An 18,648-nucleotide genomic window follows, 5' to 3' on the forward strand; every position below is an offset into this window, starting at 1 on the left:
GGACTTTCTCCCCCATGTTTTGACTACACCACGTCAGCATGCCTCGAACGGCTGCGCGCCTCACGACACTTATCCGTTACTCGCTAGTAATGAGCCCCTTGTGCGGCGGCCCCGAATGGACCACGATCGGCCAAGCTCGGTCCGTAGCCAGCGCCCGGCAGCCAGCCGGTGCCCGGCCCCACGGGTCCCCGCCGAGCGGAAGAGCGCGGCAACCGCCGCGCCTTCGGGACAGGGGGGTCTCCGTCCGCCGTGATGGAACCGGATGGAGCCTGTCCAGCAGGTTGCGCGAGAGCGTGGCCAGTGGTTGTCGCTCGGGGGTGATCGCCGATGTCCCGGACACCGCCGTCCGGACTTCCCCAGGCAGTTCCGCAGGGCTTTCCCGCAGGACTCGCCCCGGGAGGCAGACGGCCATGCCCGGCGCGGCGCTCTCCTTCCCGAGGACGTAGCACTTCTCCCATCCCAGGCCCGGACCAGGTCCGGGCCGGAGATGTACGTCCGAGAAGGAGGAAACATGGAATCGCACGTTCGGGGCGGTACCAGATGGCGGCGGTTCGCCGTCGTCATGGTGCCGAGTGTGGCCGCCACCGCGGCGATAGGCGTGGCGATCGCGCAGGGCGCGCTCGCGGCGTCGTTCAGCGTGTCCGGCCAGCAGTTCAAGGTCACCGCGGACACGCTGCACGGCGAGGGATTCGAGCAGTACGGCTCGCTCGACGTCAAGCAGGGCGGCGACCCGAAGGACCCCAAGTCGTACGCGCCGGTGGCGGTGTCGGCGTTCACCGACGCCACCATCACGGGCCTGTGCCAGTCGGTCGTCATCCCGACGCCGATCGGGGACGTGACGCTCGTCCTGAAGGCCGGCAACGACGGCAAGAAGGTCAAGGCGCACAACCTCTACATCGACCTCGACCAGCTCGACGCGGACGCGGTCTTCACCAACATCAACATCGGTGTCGCGGCGGGTGCGAGCGGCCAGCCCGGTCCCGGCATCAAGGCCGGCGACAAGGCCGACCCGAACTCGTTCGCGCAGACGGCCGAGTCGGCCGACCTGACGGACGTCAAGCAGACGGCGTGGGCGACCAGCGCGGGCACCTTCCGCCTCACGGGCCTCAGCCTCAGGCTCCACCTGGGCTCCGGGGGCCAGTGCTACTGAGCACGGTCTGACTCGCTCTGGGCGGGCCGCGCCCCGCGCGGCTCGCCCACGGCACCCCTTTCTTCACGCAACGCCAGTTCCAGGGAGCTGTTTTCCATGAGCGCCGAGTCGCAAGGGTCCCCCGACGCCTTCACCCGCGGCCGCATCGCCTTCCGGCACTGGCGGTGGGACCGGCCGTTCTGGGCCGGGCTGGTGACCATCATCGGCGGGGCCGCCATCGGCTACGTCCCGTACCACAACATGACCTTCGGTCAGCTGGGCGTCCGGGTCGGCACCACCGCGGGTGCCAGCGCGCTGATCATCGGCGTGCTGCTCATCACGCTGAGCCTGACGATGTGGTTCCAGCGCGAGGTGCGGATCTTCGCCGGTGTCGCGAGCATCCTGCTCGGCCTGGTGTCCATCCCGATGACCAACCTCGGCGCCCTCGTGGGCTTCCTGTTCGCGATCGTCGGCGGCGCGCTGGCCATCGCCTGGGCGCCCGGCACCCCGGTGCCCGACGACCCGGGCGAGCAGGCGGAGCTGCCCGGCGACGGCCCGAAGCCGGTGGACGACGCGGCCGACCCCGCCGCCGTCCCCCACTTCCACGCCGACCCGTTCACCACGCCCGAGCCGGTGCACGCCGGAGCGGGGGCAGACGACGAGACCACCGAGCAGAACGGGAGGCACCGTGCTGAGTGACGAAGCTCAGCCGGGCGAGAGCGCGCGCCGCGCGCGGACCGGGTCCGGCCCGCGGCACGCGGCCCCGCGCAGGTCCCTGCTGACGAAGCTGCACATGCCCGCGGGCAAGGCGGTGGCGCTCGCCGCCATGCCGACCGCCGTGCTCATGGGCATGGGCCTGACCCCGCACCTGGCGCAGGCCGACGAGCCCAAGAACCCGTTCAAGCCGGGCCCGTGCGTGACGCAGTCCGAGACCCCGACGCCCTCGCCGTCCGAGACGGCGAAGAAGGGTAAGAAGGACACCTCGGATTCGGCGAAGAAGGACGACAAGGGGACGCCGAAGCCGACGACGAGCCCGAGCGCCACGACGGCGACCGGCAAGAACGATTCCGCGCCCACGCCGGAGACCTCGCCGTCCGCCGCCGACGCCAAGCCCGGCACGGCCGCGTCCGCCCCGACGACCGCACCCAGCGCGAGCCCGAGTCCCACCAAGTCCGTCAACCCGCTGGACCCGCTGGGCCTCGGCGACCTGCTCGGCGGCCTGCTGGGCCTCGGCGGCGCCTCACAGCCCACCGCGAGCCCCACCCCGACCCCCACGCAGCCCTCGGCGAGCCCCACGGCGTCCCCGAAGGCCACGCAGGACGCGAAGCCCACGGTCAAGGACACCGTCCAGGACACCGTCAAGGACGTCACGAAGACGGCCGACGGCGCGCTCCAGAAGACCAAGGACACCGTCAAGGACACCGCCGAGGGCGCCACGGACGGCGCCTCGAAGACCGCCAAGTCCCTGACCGGCGACGACTCCGCGGCCACCTCCGGCGACCCGCAGTCCTTCCCCTGCCCCAGCTACGACGCCAAGGCCCTCGCGGACGCCCAGACCGAGCAGGGCATACCCCTGCTCCCGGACGACCCCTGGGTCCTCAAGAGCTCGCTGCTGACCCTCTACGGCCTGAAGTACGACGGCATCGTGCAGGTCAAGACCTACGGCGGCACGGTCAAGGACGTCCTGAAGTTCACCGCGACCGGTATCGACATCGGTGACCTGCACCAGATCGTCGACGGCCCCAGCGGCAGCAAGACCCATGTGATGGCGGCCAAGGGCTCCACGTCGACGTTCCGCAACGGCACGGTGACCATGTACACCGAGTCCCTGAGCGGCAACCTCCTCGGCGTCGTCCCCATCACCTTCACCCCGAAGGCCCCGCCCCCCCTGACCCTCCCGGTCCTCTTCTTCACCGACGTCACCGTCATCCAGGCAGGCCAGTTCGGCGGCACCCTCACGGTCCCCGGCATGAAGGTCCTCCCGGGCCAGGACGCCTGACCCGGCCTCCTCCCGGACGCCGGACGGCCCGCGGCCCGCACCCCGGACGAGGGGTGCGGGCCGCGGGCCGTCGGCCGGTGGAAAGGCCTCAGGCGCCCAGGTGGTGGACGCGGACGAGGTTGGTGGTGCCGGGGACACCGGGGGGCGAGCCGGCGGTGATGATGACGGTGTCGCCCTCGGTGAAGTCGCTGAGCTTGAGCATCTCGCGGTCGACGATCTTGACCATGTCGTCGGTGGTGTCGGCGTGCTCGACGACGAACGCCTCGACGCCCCAGGTCAGCGCGAGCTGGTTGCGGGTCGCGGGGTCGGTGGTGAAGGCCACGACCGGCTCGGGCACGCGGTAGCGGGCCAGACGGCGGGCGGTGTCGCCGGACTTGGTGAAGGCGACCAGGGTCTTGGCGTCGAGGAAGTCGGCCAGTTCGGCGGCCGCGCGGGCGACCGCGCCGCCCTGGGTGCGGGGCTTCTTGCCGGGGGCCAGCGGCTGGAGGCCGCGGCACAGCAGCTCCTCCTCGGCGGCCTCGACGATGCGGGACATCGTCTTGACCGTCTCGACCGGGTACTTGCCGACCGAGGACTCCGCGGAGAGCATGACCGCGTCGGCGCCGTCCAGGATGGCGTTGGCCACGTCGGAGGCCTCGGCGCGGGTGGGGCGGGAGTTGGTGATCATCGACTCCATCATCTGGGTCGCGACGATCACCGGCTTGGCGTTGCGGCGGCACAGCTCGACGAGCCGCTTCTGGACGACCGGCACCTGCTCCAGCGGGTACTCCACCGCGAGGTCGCCGCGGGCGACCATCACGGCGTCGAACGCCATGACGACGTCCTCCATGTTCTTGACCGCCTGCGGCTTCTCCACCTTGGCGATGACGGGGACCCGGCGGCCCTCCTCGTCCATCACCCGGTGCACGTCGCGGACGTCCTTGGCGTCGCGCACGAAGGACAGCGCGATCATGTCGACGCCCATCCGCAGTGCGAAGCGCAGGTCCTCGATGTCCTTCTCGGACAGCGCCGGGACGTTCACCGCCGCGCCGGGCAGGTTGATGCCCTTGTGGTCGGAGATGACGCCGCCCTCGACGACGAGCGCGCGCACCCGCGGTCCGTCGACCTCGATGACGCGCAGTGCGACGTTGCCGTCGTTGATGAGGATCGGGTCGCCCTGCGAGACGTCGGCGGGCAGGCCCTTGTACGTCGTCCCGCAGATGGTGCGGTCGCCGGGGACGTCCTCGGTGGTGATGGTGAACTCGTCGCCCGCGACCAGCTCCACGGGTCCGTCGGCGAAGGTGGCCAGCCGGATCTTGGGGCCCTGGAGGTCGGCGAGGATGCCGACCGCCCTGCCGGTCTCCTCGGCCACCTTCCGCACGCGGCTGTAGCGGCCCTCGTGCTCGGCGTGGCTGCCGTGGCTGAAGTTGAGTCGGGCCACGTTCATGCCGGCCTCCACCAGTGTCTTCAACTGGTCATAGGAGTCGACGGCGGGACCCAGGGTACAGACGATCTTGGCTCGGCGCATGGGCGCTATCCTATCGGTTTGTTCCGCTCCGGAATATTCCTGGGGCTTCGCGTGGCAGTGAGGTGGTCAGCCGCCCTGCGGGGCGGCCGCCAGTGCGTAAGTATCGCGGGCGATCTCCAGCTCCTCGTCGGTGGGGACCACCGCGACGGCCACCCGGGACGAATCGGCCGACACCAGGCGGGGCGCGTGGCCGCGGACGGCGTTGCGCACCGGATCCATGGTGACACCCAGACTGTCCAGACCGGACAAGGCCGCCCCGCGGACCGCCGCCGAGTTCTCGCCCACCCCGGCGGTGAACGTGATCGCGTCGAGCCGCCCCAGCACGGCGGTGAAGGCCCCCACATAGCGCCGCAGCCGGTGCACGTAGACGTCGAAGGCGAGCTGCGCCGCCTTGTCGCCCTCCGCCATCCGGCGGCCGATCTCCCGCATGTCGTTGTCGCCGCACAGGCCCAGCAGCCCGGAGCGCTTGTTGAGCAGCCGGTCGATCTCGTCCGTGCTCATCCCGCCGACCCGCTGGAGGTGGAAGACCACCGCCGGGTCCAGGTCGCCGGAGCGGGTGCCCATCACCAGGCCCTCCAGCGGGGTCAGCCCCATCGAGGTGTCCACGCACACCCCGCCGCGCACCGCGGAGGCCGAGGCGCCGTTGCCCAGGTGCAGCACGATGACGTTGACGTCCGCCGGGTCCCGGCCGAGCAGCCGGGCGGTCGCGCGGGAGACGTACGCGTGCGAGGTGCCGTGGAAGCCGTAGCGGCGGATGCCGTAGCGGTCGGCGGTGGCGGTGTCGATCGCGTAGCGGGCCGCGGCCTCGGGCAGCGTCGCGTGGAAGGCGGTGTCGAAGACCGCGACCTGCGGCAGGTCCGGGCGCAGCTCGCGGGCGACCTTGATGCCGGTGATGTTCGCCGGGTTGTGCAGCGGCGCCAGCGGCACCAGCTCCTCGATGCCGGCCAGCACCTCGTCGGTGATCAGGGTGGGTTCGGTGAAGCGGGTGCCGCCGTGCACCACCCGGTGGCCGACCGCGGCCAGCTCCGGCGAGTCCAGGCCGAGCCCGCGCTCGCGCAGCTCGTCCGAGACCGTGCGCAGCGCCTCGGTGTGGTCGGCGGTCCCGCCGGGCTCGCCGATCCGCTCCACCACCCCGGACGCCAGGCGCTCCTCGCCGTCCATGTCGATGAGCTGGTACTTCACCGACGACGAGCCGGAGTTCAGCACCAGCACCCTGCTCCCGCGTGCCGCCGTGCTCACTGGGCGTCCCCCTGCTGTGCCTGGATCGCGGTGATCGCGACCGTGTTGACGATGTCCTGGACCAGCGCGCCGCGCGACAGGTCGTTGACGGGCTTGCGCAGGCCCTGGAGGACCGGGCCGACCGCGACCGCGCCCGCCGAGCGCTGCACGGCCTTGTACGTGTTGTTGCCGGTGTTCAGGTCCGGGAAGACCAGTACGGTGGCCTGCCCGGCCACCGCCGAGCCGGGCATCTTGGTGGCCGCGACCGACGGGGCGACCGCCGCGTCGTACTGGATCGGGCCCTCGACCAGCAGCTCCGGGCGGTGCTCGCGCACCAGCGCGGTCGCGGTGCGGACCTTGTCGACGTCCGCGCCGCTGCCGGAGGTGCCGGTCGAGTACGACAGCATCGCGATGCGCGGCTCCACGCCGAAGCGGGCCGCGGTGGCCGACGCCTGGATCGCGATGTCGGCGAGCTGCTCGGCGTCCGGGTCGGGGTTGACCGCGCAGTCGCCGTAGACCAGGACCTTGTCGGCCAGGCACATGAAGAAGACCGACGAGACGATGGCCGCGCCCGGCCGGGTCTTGATGATCTCGAAGGCCGGCCGGATGGTCGCCGCGGTCGAGTGCACCGCGCCGGACACCATGCCGTCGGCGAGCCCCTCCTGCACCATCAGGGTGCCGAAGTAGGAGACGTCCGCGACGACGTCGTACGCCAGCTCGTACGTCACCCCGCGGTGCGCGCGCAGCTCCGCGTAGAGCGCGGCGAAACGATCCCGCAGCGGCGAGGTCTGCGGGTCCAGGATCTGGAGCCCGGGGTCGTCCAGGGTGATGCCGAGATCGCCCGCCCTCTTGCGGACCACGTCCTCCTCGCCCAGCAGCGTCAGCTCGCACACGCCCCGCCGCAGCAGCACCTCCGCGGCCCGCAGGATGCGCTCCTCGGCGCCCTCCGGCAGCACGATCCGCCGCTTGTCGGCGCGGGCCCGCTCGATGAGCGCGTGCTCGAACATCATCGGCGTCACCCGCGCCGAGCGGGCGACCGACAGCCGGTCGGTCAGCTGCGCGGTGTCCACGTGCGTCTCGAAGAGCCCGAGCGCGGTCTCCGCCTTGCGCGGGGTGCCCGCGCCCAGCTTGCCGTCGAGCGTGAACAGGCCCGCGGCGGTCGTGAAGGACCCGGTGGACACCGCCAGCACCGGGGTGCCGGGCGCCAGCCGGTCGGCGAGGTTCAGTATGTCCGGGCCCGGCTTCTCGTCCAGCGTCAGCAGCAGCCCGGCGATCGGCGGGGTGCCCGCGGAGTGCGCCGCGAGCGCCCCCACGATGAGGTCGGCCCGGTCGCCCGGGGTCACGACGACACAGCCCGGCGTCAGCTTCGGCAGGAAGGTCGGCAGCATCGCGCCGCCGAAGACGAAGTCCAGCGCGTCCCGCGCCATCCCCGCGTCGTCGCCGAGCAGCACCTCGGCGCCCAGCGTCTCGGCGATCTGCGACACGGTCGGGGCCCGCAGCGCCGGCTCGTCCGGCAGCACGTAGACCGGTACGTCGGTGAAGCGCGCGAGCCGCTCCGCGGTCTCCTCCGCCTCGGCCGGCTCGACCCGGTTGGCGACCATCGCGATGACGTCGCAGCCCAGGCTGGTGTACGCGTGGTGGGCGTTGCGCACCTCGGCCGCCACCGACTCGGCGGTCTGCGCGCGCTCCCCTATGACCACGATGACCGACGCGCCGCACTCGTTGGCCAGCCGCGCGTTCACCGCCAGCTCGGCCGGCAGGCTGGTGCCGGCGAAGTCCGAGCCGAGCACCAGGACCGTGTCGTAGTCGGCCGCGACCCGCAGGTAGCCCTCCACCAGCCGGGCCGTCAGCGCCTCCTGGCCCTGCTCGGCCTGCAGTTCGGCGGCCTCCTCGTAGCCCAGCCCGAAGACCGTGGCCGGGTCCTGCACGAGCCGGTAGCGGCTGCGCAGCAGCTCGAAGATGCGGTCCGGCGTGTCGTGCACCAGCGGCCGGTAGACGCCGACCCGGTCCACCTGCCGCGTCAGCAGCTCCATCACTCCCAGCTCGACCACCTGGCGGCCGTCGCCACGGCCGACCCCCGTGACGTAGACGCTGCGCGTCACCCGATTACTCCGTTTCGTCTTCCCCGTATCCGGGCAGCCGCCCGCGTACGCAACGACGCTAACGTGCCCGCGCGGCAGACGCCCGCCGAGGCCCGCGCAGCGGATCGTTACCGTGTCTTAACAGGGCCGTCCGGGCCCGCCGTGGCCCGTACGGCACCGCCCGGATGCGCCCTGCCGGGGATCACCGCACAGTGCACGTAGGGTGAAGACGAGCGAGCGAGGAGGGCGGTGCGATGGACGTCCTGGCCACCGGGGTGCAGCGCGACGAGCGGCCGCTGCTGGAGGCCGCCTTCGCCGGGCGGCACGAGATCCGCTGCCTGGACACCCCGCTCACCTTCGACACGCTGCCGCTGGCCGCCGGGTACGAGGCTGTCTCGACGAGCGTCAACGCGGTGCTGGATGCGCCGGTCCTGGAGGGCCTGGTACGCGGCGGCACCCGGTTCGTCGCCCAGCGCTCCACCGGCTACAACAACATCGACATCGCGCACGCCGAGCGCCTGGGCATGACCGTCGCCCGGGTGGCCGCCTACTCCCCGCACTCCGTCGCCGAGTTCGCCTGGGCCCTCGCGCTCGCCCTGGACCGGCGCATCGTGCGCTCCGCGAGCCGCACCCGCGACTTCGACTTCCGGCTCGACGGACTGCTCGGCCGCGACTTCCACGGCCGCACCGCCGGCGTCATCGGCACGGGCCGGATCGGCGCCGCCTTCACCGCCGTCGCCCGCGGCTTCGGGATGCGGCTGCTGGGCTGGGACCTCACCCCCAACCCGGAGTGCGAGGCGCTCGGCATGACCTACGTCGAGCTGGACCGGCTCTTCCGGGAGGCGGACCTGCTCACCCTGCACGTCCCGCTCGCGCCCTCCACCCACCACCTGGTCGACGCCCGGCGGCTCGGCGAGATGAAGGACGACGCGCTGCTGATCAACACCAGCCGCGGCGCCCTCATCGACTCCGCGGCCCTCGTCGAGACCCTGCGCGAGGGCCGGCTGCGCGGTGTCGGCCTGGACGTCTACGAGGAGGAGGCGGGCGTCTTCTTCTACGACAAGTCACTCGAAGTGATGACCGACGACGTCCTCGCCCGGCTGCTGACCTTCTCCAACGTGCTCGTGACGTCCCACCAGGCCTACTACACCGTCGACGCCGTCGACCAGATCGTCGCCGCGACGCTGCGCAACGTCAACGACTACGTGGCCGGCCGGATCACCGAGAGCACGCTGATCCCGCGCAGCCCCTGACCCACCCCTGGAGAGCCCGCCCCATGCGTATCGGAGTCCTCACCGCCGGCGGCGACTGCCCCGGCCTCAACGCCGTCATCCGGTCGGTCGTGCACCGCGCGGTGACCGGGCACACGGACGAGGTCATCGGCTTCGAGGACGGCTTCGTCGGCCTGCTCGAAGGCCGCTTCCGGCCGCTCGACCTCAACTCCGTCAGCGGCATCCTCGCCCGCGGCGGCACCGTCCTCGGCTCGGCCCGGCTGGAGCGCGACCGGCTCCGCGAGGCCGCCGGGACCGCCGACGAGCTGTGCGCCCGCTACGGCATCGACGTGCTCATCCCGATCGGCGGCGAGGGCACGCTCACCGCCGCCCGGATGCTGTCGGACGCCGGGATGCCGGTCGTCGGGGTGCCCAAGACCATCGACAACGACATCAACGGCACCGACCGCACCTTCGGTTTCGACACCGCCGTGACCGTCGCGACCGAGGCCATCGACCGGCTCAAGACCACCGCCGAGTCCCACCAGCGGGTCATGGTCGTCGAGGTGATGGGACGGCACGCCGGGTGGATCGCACTGGAGGCCGGCATGGCCGGCGGCGCCCACGGCATCTGCGTCCCCGAGCGGCCCTTCGACCCCGCCGACCTCGTCGCCATGGTCACCGAGCGTTTCGAGCGCGGCAAGAAGTTCGCCGTGATCTGCGTCGCCGAGGGCGCGCACCCGGCCAAGGGCACCATGGACTACGGGGTCGGCGAGATCGACAAGTACGGCCACGAGCGCTTCCAGGGCATCGGCACGACGCTCGCCCGCGAACTGGAGCGCCGCCTCGGCAAGGAGGCGCGCCCGGTCATCCTCGGCCACGTGCAGCGCGGCGGCGTGCCGACCGCCTTCGACCGGGTGCTCGCCACCCGCTTCGGCTGGCACGCCGTCGAGGCCGCGCACAAGGGCGCCTTCGGCCACATGACGGCCCTGCACGGCACCCGCGTCGACACCGTGCCGCTCGCCGACGCCATCACCTACCTCAAGACCGTGCCGGAGGACCGCATGGAGGAGGCCGAGTCGGTCTTCTGAGCCTCCTCCCGCGGGCGGCCCTCAGGGGCGGTCGGGCCGCAGCCACACCGCCGCCAGCGGCGGCAGCGTCAGCACCACCGTGTGCGGGCGGCCCTGGTACGGCGTCGGCTCGGTCTTGACGTGGTCCGGCAGCAGCACGCCGCTGCCGCCGTAACGCGTCTCGTCGGTGTTCAGCACCGGCGCCCATACCCCGGCGGGGGAGCCCAGGCGGTAGTCGTGCCGGACGACGGGGGAGAAGTTGCACACGCACAGCAGCGGATCGCCCGCGGTGTCGAAGCGCAGGAAGGCGAAGACGTTGTCCTCGGACGCGCCGCCCTCGACCCACTCGAAGCCGCCGGGATCGGTGTCGCGCTGCCACAGCGCGGGTGTGGCCGCGTACACCGCGTTGAGGTCGCGCACCAGCTCCTGCACCCCGCGGTGGTCGGCCGAGGCCTCGTAGCCCGGGTCGAGCACCCACCAGTCCGGCCCGTTCTCGTACGACCACTCGCCGCCCTGGGCGAACTCCTGGCCCATGAACAGCAGTTGCTTGCCCGGGTGGGACCACATGAAGGCGAGGTAGGCGCGCTCGGTGGCGCGCTGCTGCCACCAGTCGCCGGGCGCCTTGGACACCAGGGAGCGCTTGCCGTGCACGACCTCGTCGTGCGAGATCGGCAGCACGTAGTTCTCGCTGTACGCGTACACCATCGAGAACGTCATCTCGTTGTGGTGGTACTTGCGGTGCACCGGCTCGTGCCCGAGGTAGCCCAGCGAGTCGTGCATCCAGCCCATGTTCCACTTCAGGCCGAAGCCGAGGCCGCCGAAGCCGGTGTGGCCCACATGGTGCGTCGCGCGCGTCACGCCGTCCCACGCGGTCGACTCCTCGGCGATCGTCACGACGCCCGGACAGCGCCGGTAGACGGTCGCGTTCATCTCCTGGAGGAAGGCCACCGCGTCCAGGTTCTCCCGGCCGCCGTACGCGTTGGGCACCCAGTCGCCACCCTCACGGCTGTAGTCCAGGTAGAGCATCGAGGCGACCGCGTCCACCCGCAGACCGTCGATGTGGAAGTCCTCGCACCAGTACACGGCGTTGGCGACGAGGAAGTTGCGCACCTCCGTGCGGCCGAAGTCGAACTCCAGCGTCCCCCAGTCCGGGTGCTCCGCGCGCCGCGGGTCGGCCGGCTCGTACAGCGGCTCGCCGTCGAAACGCGCCAGCGCCCAGTCGTCCTTCGGGAAGTGCGCCGGGACCCAGTCCATGATCACGCCGATCCCGGCGCGGTGCAGCGCGTCCACCAGGAAGCGGAAGTCGTCCGGCGAGCCCAGCCGCGGCATCGGCGCGTAGTACGACGTCACCTGGTAGCCCCACGAGCCGCTGAACGGGTGACCCGCGACCGGCATCAGCTCCACGTGCGTGAAGCCCAGGTCCTTGACGTACGCGGGCAGCACGTCCGCGAGATCCCGGTAGCCCAGGCCCGGCCGCCACGACGGCAGGTGCACCTCGTAGACGGAGAAGGGCGCGCGGTGCACCGGCACGTCCGCGCGGTGCGCCATCCACTCCTCGTCCCGCCACGTGTAGGCCGACTCCGTCACCACCGACGCGGTCGCCGGCGGCACCTCCGTGGCCCGCGCCATCGGGTCGGCCTTCATCCGGCGGTGTCCGTCCGGGCCGGTGATCTCGTACTTGTACGCCGTGCCCGCGCCCACCCCCGGCACGAACAGCTCCCACACACCGGACGAGCCCAGGCTGCGCATCGGCAGCGAGCTGCCGTCCCAGTACGTGAAGTCCGCGGCGAGCCGCACCCCGCGGGCGTTGGGCGCCCACACCGCGAAGCGCGTACCCGTCACACCGCCGTGCGTCATGACCCGCGAGCCCAGCGCCTTCCACAGCTCCTCGTGCCGGCCCTCCCCGATCAGGTGCAGGTCCAGCTCGCCGAGCGAGGGCAGGAAACGGTAGGGGTCGTCGCCGGTGATCTCCGCGGAGTCGTACGCGACCTCCAGGCGGTAGGCGGGCGCCGCGGCGAGGGGGAGGTGCGTGCTGAAGAGGCCGTCGCCCTCGGGGTCCAGCTCGGCGCGGAGGCCGTCCGCGACGAGGGTGACGCTCTTCGCGTAGGGCTTCAGGGCGCGCACCCTGACCCCGCCCTTCTCGGGGTGCGCCCCGAGGACGCTGTGCGGGTCGTGGTGCTCGCCGGCCAGGATCCGCCGCCGGTCCTCCCCGAAGAGGGCGCCCTCCCCTGCGGGGTGCGTTTCGGGGCTTCCCCCTGCGGCGGGGGCCGAGCCACCGGGGGCGCGCGGGGGTGCCTCCCGGGCGGAGCTCCGGGGGAGAGCGGAGTGCTCAGGCCCCACCGGGGCGCGGGCAGGGACCGGCCCGAAGGGGCTGTCCGGTCCGCTCCGGACCACCGGCCGGGAGGTACCCCCACGCGCCCCCGGCGTGCCCTCCCCGGCAGGCGCACCCTCCTCCGTGAGGGGGGCCGGGTCCGGGGCGCGGCCCGAAGCCGCCGGGTGCGGGGTCGTGGCGTCGTAGCCGCGGGCCGCGGCCTCGGGGAGGCCGCCGGGGGGAGTGGGTTCGGGGGTCACGGGGTTCTCCTCGGGCGGACGGACGGACGGGCGGACGTACAGGTCGGGTGGGGACTACGCCGAGGCGAGTCGGGCAAGCGCGGACAGCGGAATGGGCAGCCATGCCGGACGGTGTCGCGCCTCGTACCGCGCCTCGTACACCGCCTTGTCCGTCTCGAAGGCCCGTATCAGTACGGGCTGCTCCCGCGGATCGGTGCCGGAGACGGCGGCGTATCCGGCGCAGTACGCGGCGCGGTGGCGTTCGGCCCAGGGGCCGTTCCCGCTGTGGTGGGCGGCGTAGTCGAAGGAGCGCAGCATCCCGGCGACGTCCTGTACCGGCGGCGCCGGCCTGCGGCGTTCGGCCAGGGGGCGGGCGGGCTCGCCCTCGAAGTCGATGAGCACCCATTCCCCGTCGGGGCCGCGCAGCGCCTGGCCGAGGTGCAGGTCGCCGTGGATGCGCTGGGCGGTGACGGGGGAGCCGGTGCGGGTCGCGGCGGCGCCGAGGCGCGCGAGGTCGTCGAAGGCGGAGCGCAGCGCGCCGGCGTACGGGCGGACGGCGGGGACCTCGGCGGCGGTCTCGTCGAGCCGCCGGGTCATTCCGGCGGCGACGCGTTCGAGCGCGGGACCGTCGAGGGTGTGGACGGGCAGCGCGTCGGCGAGGGAGGCGTGCACCTCGGCGGTGGCGCGGCCGAGCGCGGCGGCCTCGGCGCGGAAGTCGCCGTCGTCGGCGACGGAGGCGAGCGCGAGGGCCCAGCCGTCGGCGGAGCCGGGCAGATAGCGCTGGAGCACGCCCAGGGTGGCGGGTTCGGCGTCCGCGGCGGCGGGCAGCGACTCGAACCAGGCGACGGGTTCGGCCACCCGGCGCGAACCGGTCCGGGCGAGGGCGAGGGAGAGTTCCAGGTCGGGGTTGGTGCCGGGGGAGACGCGGCGGAAGAGCTTGAGGATGAAGGTGTCGCCGTAGACGAGCGAGGTGTTGGACTGCTCGGCGGTGGAGACCCGCGGGGGGAGTCCGGGCGGGAAGACGGCGTCCGGCTCGGTGGTGAAGCGCAGCGGTCCGGTGCGGCCGGGGAGGGTGAGGCGTTCCAGCAGCAGGGCGGCGAGCCGCGGGTCGTGCGGGGCGTCGTAGAGGGTGAGCCCGTCGTAGGGGCCACCGACGGCGGGGCCGAGCGCGCTGCGGATGAGGGCGGAGGGCAGCAGGGGGTGGGCGCCGAGCAGCAGTTGGTAGCAGTCGGCGGGGCGGCCCGGCTGTTCGACGTCGACCAGCAGGTGCAGCAGCCCGACCGGTCCGAGCCGTCCTCCCGGCGGCACCAGCTCGGTGGCGGCGGCCAGCCGGAAGCCGCTGATGGGCAGCCCCTTCCCGGCGAACCACCGCTGCCGCGGCAGCCACGACCGCAGCAGCGGCTCCAGCGAGCGGACGAGCCCGGCCCCCGCCGTCCCGCCCGGCGCGGCGGGGATGCCCGCACCCGGCGTGGCGGTGGCCGTGTCACCCGGCGCGAGCGAGGTCGCGGTCGCCGGTGTGGCGGGGCCCCGGGTGCCCGGCGCCGTACCGGTGTCCGTCCCCGGCGCGGCGGCCTGCCCTTCGGGCGCGGCGGAACCCGGCGCGACCGGTGCGACCGGCCCGGCCGGTGGGACGTGCGCGGTCGGTGCCGCGCCCGCCGGTGCGGGCGAAGGGGGCTCCTCCGTGGGCGGGGTGGAGGGAATGCGGGTCCAGGAGCTGTCCGACATGACGTCCTTTCCCCGGGGAGTCGCGCACCCGGCCGCTTCGACGAGCGGCAGGGGCGCCAGCCTCCCGGATGACGGGTTCGGGCTGTCCGGCGACACGGGGAGCCTGCCCCGGGCGGGTGACAGGAAACCGCCGTACGGCCCGCCCGCGTAACAGTCCGGCGCCGCGGTGCGTGGGGCGGCCCGGCGAACGGGGGTGTGCGGACAAGCCGCTGACGCCGGGTGTGCGGCGCGATATCTGGATCCTGCCAAAGGTGCGTCAGGCCCGCTACCCGGGCGCCTCCGCAAGGGGGCCGGGGTCTCGGGGGTGGGGGTCTCGGATGCGAGGGGTCTCGGGTGCGGGGGGCCGGACCGTTCCGGCCCCCCGCCGTCATGACGCGTTGGGCCGCAGCCGGAACCAGTAGAAGCCGTGGCCTGCGAGGGTGAGCAGGTACGGCAGCTGGCCGATCGCCGGGAAGCGGACCCCGCCGATCAGTTCGACCGGGTGGGAGCCGGCGAAGCTGCGCAGGTCCAGCTCGGTGGGCTGGGCGAAGCGGGAGAAGTTGTTGACGCACAGCACCAGGTCGTCGCCGTCCTCCCGGAGGAAGGCGAGCACGGCCGGGTTGCTGGAGGTCAGCTCGGTGTAGGAGCCGAGTCCGAACGCGCGGTTCTGTTTGCGGATCTCGATCATCCGCCGGGTCCAGTGCAGCAGCGAACTGGGCGAGCTCATCTGCGCCTCGACGTTGGTGACCTGGTAGCCGTAGACCGGGTCCATGATCGTCGGCAGGTAGAGCCGGCCGGGGTCGCTGGAGGAGAAGCCCGCGTTGCGGTCCGGTGTCCACTGCATGGGGGTGCGCACGGCGTCGCGGTCGCCGAGCCAGATGTTGTCGCCCATGCCGATCTCGTCGCCGTAGTACAGGATCGGCGACCCGGGCAGCGACAGCAGCAGAGCGGTGAACAGCTCGATCTGGTTGCGGTCGTTGTCGAGCAGCGGGGCGAGCCGGCGGCGGATGCCGATGTTGGCCCGCATACGCGGATCCTTGGCGTACTCCGCGTACATGTAGTCGCGTTCCTCGTCGGTGACCATTTCGAGGGTCAGCTCGTCGTGGTTGCGCAGGAAGATGCCCCACTGGCAGGTGTCGGGGATGGCCGGGGTCTTGGCCAGGATTTCCGACACCGGGTAGCGGGACTCGCGGCGCACCGCCATGAAGATCCGCGGCATGACGGGGAAGTGGAAGGCCATGTGGCACTCGTCGCCGCCCTTGCGGAGGTCGCCGAAGTAGTCCACGACGTCCTCGGGCCACTGGTTGGCCTCGGCGAGCAGCACCGTGTCGGGGTACTGCGCGTCGATCTCGGCGCGCACCTTCTTGAGGAAGTCGTGGGTGCGCGGCAGGTTCTCGCAGTTGGTGCCCTCCTCCTGGTAGAGGTAGGGGACCGCGTCGAGCCGGAAGCCGTCGATGCCGAGGTCGAGCCAGAAGCGCAGGGCGCCCAGGATCTCCTCCTGCACCGCCGGGTTCTCGTAGTTGAGGTCCGGCTGGTGGGAGAAGAAGCGGTGCCAGTAGTACTGCTTGCGGACCGGGTCGAAGGTCCAGTTGGACGCCTCGGTGTCGACGAAGATCACCCGGGCGTCGGGGAACTGCTTGTCGTCGTCGGCCCAGGTGTAGAAGTCGCCGTACGGGCCGTCGGGGTCGTTGCGGGACGCCTGGAACCACGGGTGCTGGTCGCTGGTGTGGTTCATGACGAAGTCGATGATCACGCGCATGCCGCGCTGGTGCGCGGCGTCCACGAATTCCACGAAGTCGGCCAGGTCGCCGAACTCCGGCAGGACCGCGGTGTAGTCGGCGACGTCGTAGCCGCCGTCGCGCAGCGGGGAGGCGAAGAACGGCGGCAGCCACAGGCAGTCGACGCCCAGCCATTGCAGGTAGTCGAGTTTGGCGGTGAGCCCTTTCAGGTCACCGACGCCGTCGCCGTTGCTGTCCTGGAAGGAGCGGACGAGGACTTCGTAGAACACCGCCCGTTTGAACCAGTCGGGATCACGGTCCTTGGCCGGTGTGTCCTCGAACTTGTCAGGGACGGGTTCGTTGACGATCAACTGAGTGACCCTCCGATCGATGGAGTAGGTCGCAGCGACAGGACGTGCGCGGGCGCGCGGCCCGGCTCAAGGCGCACATAGTTGTCTCTGCCCCAGTGGTAGGTCTCGCCGGTGAGCGCGTCGCGCACCGGCACGGAGTCGTGCCAGGACAGGCCGAGCTCCGGCATGTTCAACGACACGGTCGCCTCCTGGGTGTGGAACGCGTCCAGGTTGACGACCACCAGTACGACGTCGTCGCCGCGGCGCTTGGAGTAGGCGAGCATCGCGTCGTTGTCCACCGGGTGGAAGGTGACGTCCCGCAGCTGCTGGAGCGCCGGATGACGGCGGCGCAACCGGTTGAGCGTGGTGATCAGCGGGGCCAGCGAGCGCCCCTCGGCCTCGGCCGCCGCCCAGTCGCGCGGCCGCAGTTCGTACTTCTCCGAATGCAGGTACTCCTCACTTCCGGGCGCGGCGGAGGCCGCCTCGCACAGCTCGAAGCCCGCGTAGACGCCCCAGCTGGGGGAGAGGGTCGCCGCGAGCACCGCCCTGACCTCGAAGGCCGGACGGCCGCCGGTCTGGAGGTAGGCGTGCAGGATGTCGGGGGTGTTGACGAAGAAGTTCGGCCGCATCCAGGCGGCCTTCTCACCGCTCAGCTCGCGGACGTAGGCCTCCAGCTCGTCCTTGGCGGTGCGCCAGGTGAAGTACGTGTAGGACTGCTGGAAGCCGATCTGGCCGAGCGCGCTCATCATCGCCGGGCGGGTGAAGGCCTCGGCCAGGAAGATCACGTCCGGGTCGGTGCGGTTGACGTCGGCGATGACCTTCTCCCAGAAGACCACCGGCTTGGTGTGCGGGTTGTCCACCCGGAAGATCCGCACCCCGTGCGCCATCCAGTGCCGCAGCACCCGCAGCGTCTCGCGCACGATGCCGGGGAAGTCGGTGTCGAAGGCGACGGGGTAGATGTCCTGGTACTTCTTCGGCGGGTTCTCCGCGTACGCGATCGAGCCGTCGGCGCGGTGCGCGAACCACTCGGGGTGCTTCTCCACCCACGGGTGGTCCGGCGAGCACTGGAGGGCGAAGTCGAGGGCGACCTCCATCCGCAGCTCGCGGGCGCGGGCCACGAAGTGGTCGAAGTCCTCCAGGGTGCCCAGCTCCGGGTGGATCGCGTCGTGGCCGCCCTCGGGCGAGCCGATCGCCCACGGCGAGCCGACGTCGTGCGGGGCGGCCGTCAGGGCGTTGTCGCGGCCCTTGCGGAAGGCGGTGCCGATCGGGTGGATCGGCGGCAGGTAGACGACGTCGAAGCCCATCGCGGCGATCGCCGGCAGCCGGTCGGCGGCGGTGCGGAAGGTGCCGTGCCGCACCGGCACCCCGTCCTCGACGACCGCGCCCTCCGAGCGCGGGAAGAACTCGTACCAGGAGCCGAACAGCGCCCGCTGCCGTTCCACGTGCAGCGGCTGCGGCCGGGTCGCGGTCACCAGCTCGCGCAGCGGGTACCGGTCCAGGACGGTGACGGCGTCGGGGGCCAGCGCGGCGGCGTGCCGGGCCGCGACCGGGCGCTTGGTGTCGCGCAGCCCGTCGACGGCCGCGAGGACGGCCTGCCGCCCGTCGTTCTTCGGCACCCCGGCCGCCGCCCGCTCGTACAGCAGCGCGCCCTCGGTCAGCACGAGTTCGGTGTCGATGCCCGCCGGGATCTTGATCCCGGCGGTGTGCCGCCAGGTCGCCACCGGGTCCGACCAGGCCTCCACGCTGTACGACCAGCGGCCCTCGGCGGAGGGCGTGACATGTGCCCCCCAGCGGTCGCTGCCCGGCTCCAGCTCGCGCATCGGGGTGTACGGCCCCGAGCGGCCCGCCGGGTCGCGCAGCACGACATTGGCGGCGACGGCGTCGTGCCCCTCGCGGAACACCGTCGCCGTCACCTCGAAGGTCTCGCCGACGACGGCCTTGGCCGGCCGACGGCCGCAGTCCACCAGCGGCCGGACATCGAGTACGGGAATGCGACCGATCATTTCCTCACCTGACAGCGCTGGGACGGCATGGACAACGGCACGAGCACACGGCGGTCCGCCGGCATCCGCCGGGACCGGGACGACGTCTACGACTTCCGCTCTTTTTAA

Annotated in this window: 12 protein-coding genes; 5 read left to right on the forward strand and 7 right to left on the reverse strand. The window is 72.2% G+C overall.

What is annotated here, in order from left to right:
* The first annotated feature begins 511 nt into the window (after positions 1-511).
* The 3 genes from ACWERV_RS15925 to ACWERV_RS15935 all read left to right on the forward strand — a co-directional run bounded on the left by ACWERV_RS15925 (position 512) and on the right by ACWERV_RS15935 (position 3,128).
* On the forward strand, positions 512-1,150 hold the full coding sequence (locus tag ACWERV_RS15925) for a DUF6230 family protein (protein ID WP_452933197.1): 639 nt from the start codon (positions 512-514) through the stop codon (positions 1,148-1,150).
* A gap of 96 nt (positions 1,151-1,246) precedes the next feature.
* A complete protein-coding gene (locus ACWERV_RS15930; protein ID WP_452933199.1) occupies positions 1,247-1,828 on the forward strand; it encodes a DUF6114 domain-containing protein in 582 nt (193 codons plus the stop codon).
* Positions 1,818-3,128: a hypothetical protein gene (locus ACWERV_RS15935; RefSeq protein WP_452933201.1), complete on the forward strand. Its 1,311-nt coding sequence runs from the start codon at positions 1,818-1,820 to the stop codon at positions 3,126-3,128. The genes ACWERV_RS15930 and ACWERV_RS15935 overlap by 11 nt, the downstream gene beginning before the upstream one ends.
* A gap of 88 nt (positions 3,129-3,216) precedes the next feature.
* On the opposite strand, the gene pyk is transcribed toward ACWERV_RS15935, so the two are convergent.
* The 3 genes from pyk to pta form a co-directional block, all read right to left on the reverse strand.
* Positions 3,217-4,635, reverse strand: a complete 1,419-nt coding sequence (pyk, locus tag ACWERV_RS15940) for a pyruvate kinase (protein ID WP_398186312.1) — start codon at positions 4,633-4,635, stop codon at positions 3,217-3,219.
* Positions 4,636-4,701: 66 nt separating this feature from the next.
* The gene (locus ACWERV_RS15945) at positions 4,702-5,874 is read right to left on the reverse strand and encodes an acetate/propionate family kinase (RefSeq protein ID WP_398186309.1); all 1,173 of its coding nucleotides are present in this window, start codon (positions 5,872-5,874) and stop codon (positions 4,702-4,704) included.
* On the reverse strand, positions 5,871-7,955 hold the full coding sequence (gene pta, locus ACWERV_RS15950; protein ID WP_398186306.1) for a phosphate acetyltransferase: 2,085 nt from the start codon (positions 7,953-7,955) through the stop codon (positions 5,871-5,873). Before pta ends, ACWERV_RS15945 begins: the two co-directional genes overlap by 4 nt.
* Positions 7,956-8,188: 233 nt before the next feature.
* Here pta and ACWERV_RS15955 point away from each other — a divergent pair, with 233 nt between their 5' ends.
* Together ACWERV_RS15955 and ACWERV_RS15960 are read left to right on the forward strand one after the other, a co-directional pair.
* The gene (locus ACWERV_RS15955) at positions 8,189-9,187 is read left to right on the forward strand and encodes a 2-hydroxyacid dehydrogenase (protein ID WP_452933204.1); all 999 of its coding nucleotides are present in this window, start codon (positions 8,189-8,191) and stop codon (positions 9,185-9,187) included.
* 23 nt (positions 9,188-9,210) lie between these two features.
* Positions 9,211-10,236, forward strand: a complete 1,026-nt coding sequence (locus ACWERV_RS15960) for an ATP-dependent 6-phosphofructokinase (protein ID WP_452933206.1) — start codon at positions 9,211-9,213, stop codon at positions 10,234-10,236.
* A gap of 21 nt (positions 10,237-10,257) precedes the next feature.
* Here the strand turns inward: ACWERV_RS15960 and glgB are convergent, their stop codons facing one another.
* The 4 genes from glgB to ACWERV_RS15980 form a co-directional block, all read right to left on the reverse strand.
* Positions 10,258-12,786 (reverse strand): 1,4-alpha-glucan branching enzyme, encoded by a 2,529-nt coding sequence (glgB, locus tag ACWERV_RS15965; RefSeq protein ID WP_452933208.1) that lies wholly within the window; start codon positions 12,784-12,786, stop codon positions 10,258-10,260.
* A 54-nt stretch (positions 12,787-12,840) separates the two neighbouring features.
* Positions 12,841-14,490, reverse strand: a complete 1,650-nt coding sequence (locus ACWERV_RS15970; RefSeq protein WP_452933210.1) for a maltokinase N-terminal cap-like domain-containing protein — start codon at positions 14,488-14,490, stop codon at positions 12,841-12,843.
* Positions 14,491-14,857: 367 nt separating this feature from the next.
* Entirely contained in the window at positions 14,858-16,558 is a 1,701-nt protein-coding gene (treS, locus tag ACWERV_RS15975) for a maltose alpha-D-glucosyltransferase (protein WP_398186293.1), read from the reverse strand.
* On the reverse strand, positions 16,555-18,540 hold the full coding sequence (locus tag ACWERV_RS15980; protein ID WP_452933212.1) for an alpha-1,4-glucan--maltose-1-phosphate maltosyltransferase: 1,986 nt from the start codon (positions 18,538-18,540) through the stop codon (positions 16,555-16,557). The genes treS and ACWERV_RS15980 overlap by 4 nt, the downstream gene beginning before the upstream one ends.
* Positions 18,541-18,648 lie beyond the last annotated feature (108 nt).

Source organism: Streptomyces sp. NPDC004031, from assembly GCF_053604375.1.